Annotated in this window: 5 protein-coding genes and 2 pseudogenes; 2 read left to right on the top strand and 5 right to left on the bottom strand. The window is 73.9% G+C overall.

All coding sequences use genetic code 11. The annotated features are described in order from the left end of the window. The 3 genes and pseudogenes from JNW89_RS23450 to JNW89_RS23460 all read right to left on the bottom strand — a co-directional run. On the bottom strand, window positions 1–434 hold a 434-nt coding region (locus tag JNW89_RS23450), incomplete at its 3' end, for an anhydro-N-acetylmuramic acid kinase (RefSeq protein ID WP_238450517.1). 13 nt (window positions 435–447) lie between these two features. Then, window positions 448–1,691: pseudogene (locus tag JNW89_RS23455) on the bottom strand (class I SAM-dependent RNA methyltransferase). A 17-nt stretch (window positions 1,692–1,708) separates the two neighbouring features. Further along, window positions 1,709–3,768 (bottom strand): annotated as a pseudogene (locus tag JNW89_RS23460) (APC family permease). Between the two features lie 152 nt (window positions 3,769–3,920). On the opposite strand from JNW89_RS23460, the gene JNW89_RS23465 reads away from it, so the two are divergent. Continuing rightward, window positions 3,921–4,586 carry a TrkA family potassium uptake protein gene (locus JNW89_RS23465; RefSeq protein WP_238450518.1) on the top strand — a complete coding sequence of 222 codons (666 nt, stop codon included), beginning with the start codon at window positions 3,921–3,923 and terminating at the stop codon, window positions 4,584–4,586. A gap of 2 nt (window positions 4,587–4,588) precedes the next feature. Then, window positions 4,589–5,278 carry a TrkA family potassium uptake protein gene (locus JNW89_RS23470; protein ID WP_238450519.1) on the top strand — a complete coding sequence of 230 codons (690 nt, stop codon included), beginning with the start codon at window positions 4,589–4,591 and terminating at the stop codon, window positions 5,276–5,278. Window positions 5,279–5,371: 93 nt separating this feature from the next. On the opposite strand, the gene JNW89_RS23475 is transcribed toward JNW89_RS23470, so the two are convergent. Together JNW89_RS23475 and JNW89_RS23480 are read right to left on the bottom strand one after the other, a co-directional pair. After that, the gene (locus JNW89_RS23475; RefSeq protein WP_238450520.1) at window positions 5,372–6,055 is read right to left on the bottom strand and encodes a DUF3159 domain-containing protein; all 684 of its coding nucleotides are present in this window, start codon (window positions 6,053–6,055) and stop codon (window positions 5,372–5,374) included. Continuing rightward, on the bottom strand, window positions 6,052–6,432 hold the full coding sequence (locus JNW89_RS23480) for an OB-fold nucleic acid binding domain-containing protein (protein WP_238450521.1): 381 nt from the start codon (window positions 6,430–6,432) through the stop codon (window positions 6,052–6,054). The genes JNW89_RS23475 and JNW89_RS23480 overlap by 4 nt, the downstream gene beginning before the upstream one ends. Window positions 6,433–6,578 lie beyond the last annotated feature (146 nt).

Genomic DNA, 6,578 nt, shown 5'->3' on the forward strand with positions numbered 1-6,578 from the left:
GACGCCGAGCGCGGCGGCGGCGGCGAAGACCTCGCCGAGGGCGTTGTCCAGCCGGCAGACCGCCTCGATCGTGGTGGCCGCCGGGGGCAGCAGCGCGCCCGATCGCCTCGCGCAGGGCGTCGTCGTAGTCCAGCCCGCGGTGCCCGAGCGGACGCATCCGCAGGGTGTCGCCGCCCGCCGGCCAGCTCGACGCCGAGCGCGGCGGCGGCGGCGAAGACCTCGCCGAGGGCGTTGTCCAGCCGGCAGACCGCCTCGATCGTGGTGGCCGCCGGGGGCAGCAGCGCGCCGATCGCCTCGCGCAGGGCGTCGTCGTAGTCCAGCCCGCGGTGCCCGAGCGGACGCATCCGCAGGGTGTCGCCGTCGGCGGTGAACTCGGCGGCGACCACGTCCACCCCGTCGTACGAGGTGCCGGACATCAACCCGACGATCTTCATCGGGTCAGGTTAGTCACCCGGCGGGCGGCAGGAACAGGCCGACCAGCTCGACGTGCTGGGTCATCGGGAACAGGTCGTACCCGCGCAGCGCGGCGAGCCGCCAGCCGAGCCCGGTGAAGGTGCGCACGTCCCGGGCGAAGGCGGCCGGGTCGCAGGCCACGTACGCCACGGCGCGCGGCCCGGCGGCGACAATGTCCCGGACCACCGGCGCGCCCGCGCCGGAGCGGGGCGGGTCGAGCACCACCAGATCGACCGGGCCGGTGATCCGGCGGCGGGCCAGGGCGGTCTCCACCCGGGCGGTGACCACCTCCACCCGGGGCAGGTCGGCCAGGTTCTCCCGGGCGGCGGCGACCCCCTGCGCGGAGGACTCGACCAGGGTGATCCGGGCGTCCGGGCCGACCCGGCCGGCGAGCGCGGCGGCGAAGAGCCCGGCCCCGCCGTACAGGTCCCAGCCGGACTCGCCGGTACGCGGGTCGAGCAGGTCCAGGACCGCCCGACGAGGGTGTCGGCGGCGGCTGGGTGCACCTGCCAGAAGCCGGCGGCGGGCAGCGTCCACTCCCGGCCGGCGGCCACCTCGCGGACGGTCTGCGGCCCGCTGACCGGGGTGGCCACCCCCTCGGTGACGGCGGCGACGCTGACGTCCCCGCCGGTGGAGGCGACGGTCTCGACCGCCTCGGCGTCCGGCCAGCGCGCGCCCGACGGGGTGAGCACCGGCAGCTCCCGGATCGCCGGGTGGGCGATCCGGCACCAGTCGATCGGCACCACCTCGTGCGAGCGGTGCTTGAGCAGCCCGGCCCGGCCGGCGGCGTCGACCGCGTACCGGACCCGGGACCGCCAACCGAGCGGCCCGCCGGGCAGCGCCTCGACGGTGACGCCGAGCACGTCCACCTCGGCCTCGGTGAGCCCGCCCAGCCGGGTGAGCTGCTCGCGGACCACGGCGGTCTTCCAGTCGAGCTGGGCGGCGGGGGTGACGTGTTGCAGGTCGCAACCGCCGCAGCGGCCGGGTTTCGCCCACGGGCAGGGCTGTTCCACCCGGTCCGGCGACGCCTCCAGGATCTCCACCGCGTCGGCGCGGGCGAAGCCCTTGTGCAGCTCGGTGACCTCGGCGATCACCCGCTCGCCGGGCAGCGCGTGCCGGACGAAGACCACCTGCCCGTCGACCCGGGCCACGCAGTGCCCGCCGGGGGCGACCGCGCCGACGGTGAGCTCGACCCGCTCGGCCTCCTCCAGCCCGCGCCGCTCCCCGGTGCCCGGCACGCCGCCGGTCGGGCCGGTCACGGCCGGTCCCCGCTCGACGGGGCGCTCTCGCCCGGCGGGGCGGAGACGACCGGCGGCAGGGCGCTGCGCGGGGCCACCCGCGGCCCGCGGGCCGGGGTACGGCTCAGCGTGGCGTCGAGGCGGTCCAGGTTCTTGCTGGCGGTCGAGGCGAGCTGCCAGGGCACGCTGGTCACCATCACGCCCGGCTCGAAGAGCAGCCGCCCCTTGAGGCGCAGCGCGCTCTGGTTGTGCAGCAGGTTCTCCCACCAGCGGCCGACGACGTACTCGGGGATGAAGACGGTGACCACGTCGCGGGGCGACGCCCGGCGGGTGGAGGCGACGAAGTTCAGGATCGGCCGGGTGATCTCCCGGTACGGCGAGTCGACCACGGTGAGCGGGACGGGCAGTTCGCGCTGCTCCCACTCCGCCTGGAGCTGGCGGGTGTCCTTGTCGTCGACGTTCACCGTGACGGCGGTCAGCGTGTCCGGCCGGGTGGCCCGGGCGTACGCGATGGCCCGCAGGGTCGGCTGGTGCAGCTTGCTGACCAGCACGATGGCGTGGTTGCGGGCGGGCAGCACGCCCCGGACCTCGGTCGGCTCCAGCTCGGCGGCGACCCGGTCGTAGTGCCGGCGGATGGCGAGCATCAGCAGGTAGATCACCGCCATCGCGGCGATCGCGATCCACGCGCCGAGCAGGAACTTGGTGAGCAGCACAATGATCAGGACGGTGCCGGTCATCGCCATGCCGAAGGTGTTGATCGCCCGGGACCGGATCATCCGCCGCCGCGCCTCCGGGTCCCGCGCGGTGCGCAGGTGCCGGTTCCAGTGCCGGATCATGCCGGCCTGGGAGAGCGTGAAGGAGACGAACACCCCGACGATGTAGAGCTGGATCAGCCGGGTCACCTCGGCCTGGAAGCCGACGATCAGCACGATGGCGAAGAGGGCCAGGAAGACGATCCCGTTGGAGAAGGCCAGCCGGTCGCCCCGGGTGTGGAACTGCCGGGGCAGGTAGCGGTCCTGGGCCAGGATCGAGCCGAGCACCGGGAAGCCGTTGAACGCGGTGTTCGCGGCCAGGAAGAGGATCAGCGCCGTCATCCCGGCGACCACGTAGAGCAGGAACGAGCCGCCGCCGAAGACGGTCTCGCCGAGTTGGGTGGTGACGGTCTTCTGCACGTACCCGTCCGGGCCGGAGAGGATCTGCGTCGTCGGGTCCTCGACGAACTGCAGGCCGGTCAGTCGGGACAGCCAGATGATGCCGACCAGCATGGCGACCGCGATGGTGCCGAGCAGCAGCAGGGTGGTCGCCGCGTTGCGGCTCTTGGGCGCCTTGAACGCGGGCACCCCGTTGGAGATGGCCTCCACACCGGTGAGCGCGGCGCAGCCCGAGGAGAAGGTGCGCAGCAGCAGGAAGATCAGGGCGAAGCCGGTCACGCTGTGCTCGGCCTGGATCACCAGGTCGGCGCTGGGCGCGCGCAGGTCGTGGCCGAGCACGAAGTACCGCACCAGCCCGGTGAGGATCATCCCGACCATCACGATGATGAAGCCGTAGGTGGGGATCGCGAAGGCGGTGCCCGACTCGCGCAGGCCGCGCAGGTTCACGGCGGTGAGCAGCGCCACGGCGAGCACCGCGATCAGCACCTTGTGGGTGGCCACGAAGGGCACCACCGAGCCGAGGTTGGCCACCCCGGACGAGACCGAGACCGCGACGGTGAGCACGTAGTCGACGAGCAGGGCGCTGGCCACCGCCACCCCGGCGCGGGGCCCCAGGTTGACCGTGGCCACCTCGTAGTCACCGCCGCCGGACGGGTAGGCGTGCACGTTCTGTCGGTAGCTGGCCACCACGGTCAGCATCACCACGACCACCGCGAGGGCGATCCACGGCGAGAAGAGGAACGCCGACGCCCCGGCGATCGACAGCGTCAGCAGGATCTCGTCGGGCGCGTACGCCACGCTGGAGAGGGCGTCGGAGGCGAAGACCGGCAGGGCGATGCGCTTGGGGAGAAGGGTGTGCTGGAGCCGGTCGGACCGGAAGGGTCGACGACGAGGAGTCGCTTCAGCAGCGAGGTGGGACTGGCCACAAGCGCTAAGGGTACGACCCGTCGGGGGTGCCTGATCACCACCCCGCACACCCGCGCGGTACGGTCGGTCCCCCGTCGGCTCGGCGGACGTGGCACGCTCGCAGAGAGCGCCGCCGTCCGCCGAACGGGCGGCACCTTTGGGAGGGACACCAGTGCATGTCGTGATCATGGGCTGTGGCCGGGTCGGCTCGACCCTCGCCCACAGCCTGGAGTCCCGGGGTCACTCGGTGGCGGTGATCGACCAGGACGCCGACGCGTTCCGCCGCCTCGGGCCCGACTTCGCCGGCATCACCGTCACCGGCGCCGGCTTCGACGGCGAGGTGCTGCGCCAGGCCGGCATCGAGCGCGCGGACGCCTTCGCCGCCGTCTCCAGCGGCGACAACTCCAACATCATCTCGGCCCGGCTGGCCCGCGAGACGTTCGGCGTCTCCCGCGTCGCCGCCCGCATCTACGACCAGCGCCGGGCACAGGTCTACGAGCGGCTCGGCATCCCCACCGTGGCCACCGTCCGGTGGACGGCCGACCGGATGCTGCGGCACCTTGTTCCCGAGGGCAACATCGAGATCTTCCGCGACCCCACCAGCACCGTCTCGATCGTCGAGGTGCCGGTGCACAAGGAGTGGGTCGGGCGGCCGCTGCACCAGCTGGAGGAGGCGGCCGGCGCGCGGGTGGCGTACCTGATCCGCTTCGGCATCGGCACGCTGCCCACGGCCTCCACCGTCGTGCAGGAGGGTGACCAGCTCTACGTGCTGGTCACCGACGACATCGCCGCCTCGGTCACCGCGGTGGCCGCGACGCCGCCCGAAGGAGGGCTCTGAGCATGCGGATCGCCATCGCCGGCGCCGGCAACGTCGGCCGGTCGATCGCCCAGGAGCTGATCGACAACGGCCACCAGGTGATGCTGATCGAGCGCCAGCCCCGGATGCTGCGCCCGGACCGGGTGCCGGCCGCCGACTGGGTGCTGGCCGACGCGTGCGAGCTGACCAGCCTGGAGGAGGCCAACGTCGCCGGCTGCGACGTGGTCGTCGCGGCGACCGGTGACGACAAGGTCAACCTGGTGGTGTCGCTGCTGGCCAAGACCGAGTTCGCGGTGCCCCGGGTGGTCGCCCGGGTGAACCGGGCCGAGAACGAGTGGCTCTTCACCGAGCAGTGGGGCGTCGACGTGGCGGTCAGCAAGCCGCGGGTGATGGCCGCGCTGGTCGAGGAGGCGGTCACCGTCGGCGACCTGGTCCGGCTGATGACCTTCCGGCAGGGCGAGGCGAACCTGGTCGAGATCACCCTGCCGCCGACCGCGCCCTACGTCGGCCAGCCGATCCACGCGGTGCCGATCCCCCGGGACGCCGCGCTGGTGGCGATCCTGCGCGGCAAGCGGGTGCTGGTGCCCAGCCCGGACGACCCGATCGAGGCCGGCGACGAGCTGATCTTCGTCTGCACCGCCGAGGTGGAGGACGAGGTCCGCGCGGTGATCCTCGGCCCGGACAGCGTCGAGCGGACCCGCGGCAACGCCTGAGCCGGTCGGCAGGGCAGGCGTTCGGTCCGGCGCCCGGCGGGGCAGCCGGGCAGGCCGGCCGAGCCTCGCCGCCCGGCGGGTGGCCGGACGGGCTCAGGCGCCGGGCAGCGGCTCCGGCGCGCCCTGCCGGGTCACCCGGCGGACCGTCCAGACGGTGATCAGCAGCAGCAGCGCGTACGGCGGGTAGCCCAGCGCCAGCCGGGCCACGCCCAGCGCGGTGTCCTGGTGGGCCAGGTAGAGCGCGGCCTGCACGCCCACCTTGGCCAGCCAGACCACGCCCCAGAGCACGGTGAGCTGGGTGAAGGTGCGCACCAGCCGGGGATCGTCGCGCCACTCCGAGCGCCCCTTGGCGACCAGCACCGACCAGATCCAGCCGACCAGCGGCTGGCGGATCGCCGCCGAGATCAGCAGGGCCACCCCGTAGGCGATGCCGTAGAGGATGCCGGGGAGGTAGAAGTCCCGCTCGTCGCCGGTGCGCCAGGCGATGAACGCGCCGATGGCGATGCCGACCAGCCCGTTGACCGCGTGCCGGACCGGGCGCCGCTGGGCCAGCCGCGCGACGGCGATCAGCACCGCAACGCCGACCGAGGCGATCACGGCGGGCCGCAGGTCGCCCACGATGTTGGCGAGCACGAAGACCAGCACGGGAATGCTGGACTCGACCAGGCCCCGCCAGCCGCCGAGCTGGTCGGCCATCTGCTCGGCGAGGCTGGGCAGCTGCCCCTCGTCCTCCGGGGGCGTCTGCGGCGCGGTGGCCGGCTGCTGTCCCGTCGTCACTTCGGCGACTCCAGCTCGTAGTACGGGTTGTAGATGACCTTGCGGTCGTCCCGGACGGCCACCCGGCCGCGGGCGGTGAGGTGCCGCCCCGGCTCGATGCCGGCGATGTGCCGCCGGCCCAGCCAGACCAGGGTCACCACGTCGCTGCCGTCGTAGAGGTCCGCCTCCAGCGTCGGCAGGTTGGTTCGCGGGGTGTAGACCACGGTGCGGAGCCGGCCGGCGACCGAGACCACCTGGCCGCGCACGCACTGCCGGGCCGGCACTCCGCCGCACTCGGCGCTCTCCCGTTGCAGCTCCTGCGCCTCGATCTCGGCCTCGCTCGCGGTGAGCCGCCGCAGGATGCGCCGCAGCGACACCCGGCCCTCGTCGGTCGTCATGACCTCCGCGCCACCCTCTCCACGCTGACCGGCCCGCGCCGGCACTGGCCCGGCCCCGCCGATGCCGGAACCGTCCCGCCAGCGTACGCCGATCCCGTAGGCCGGACCGGTCCGGCGTACCCGCGACGGCGGGCGGCCCCACCCGG

The sequence above is a fragment of the Micromonospora sp. 4G55 genome, assembly GCF_016803375.1.

Coding starts and splice junctions, on each gene's coding strand:
- JNW89_RS23470 (WP_238450519.1), top strand. CDS start 4,589: ATGCGGATCGCCATCGCCGGCGCCGGCAACGTCGGCCGGTCGATCGCC.
- JNW89_RS23480 (WP_238450521.1), bottom strand. CDS start 6,432: ATGACGACCGACGAGGGCCGGGTGTCGCTGCGGCGCATCCTGCGGCGG.